Source organism: Rhizohabitans arisaemae (assembly GCF_025996515.1).
Classification (GTDB): Bacteria; Actinomycetota; Actinomycetes; order Streptosporangiales; family Streptosporangiaceae; genus Rhizohabitans; species Rhizohabitans arisaemae.
Window position 1 is genome coordinate 1 of sequence record NZ_BLRH01000052.1, and the last position, 259, is coordinate 259.

General features: G+C 72.2%; 1 protein-coding gene. It reads left to right on the top strand.

The window, feature by feature from the left end; genetic code table 11:
- Positions 1-259 (top strand): condensation domain-containing protein (locus tag RUR_RS26640; protein ID WP_283137944.1); only part of this gene is annotated, 259 nt, incomplete at both ends.

The following is a 259-nucleotide window of genomic DNA, read 5'->3' on the forward strand; positions in this document are numbered from 1 at the left end:
CGACACCGCCGAACCCGTCTGGACCGGCGAACACCCCGACCGGATCCCCCTCTCCTCCACCGAGAGACGACTCTGGTTCCTCGACCAGCTCACCCCCGGCACCACCGCCTACACCCTCGCCGGCCGCATCACCCTCACCGGCGACCTCGACACCGGCGCCCTCACCGCCGCCCTCACCGACGTCGTCACCCGCCACGAAACCCTGCGCACCGACTACCCCGCCGACGACCAAGGCCCCTACCGGCGCATCCACCCACCC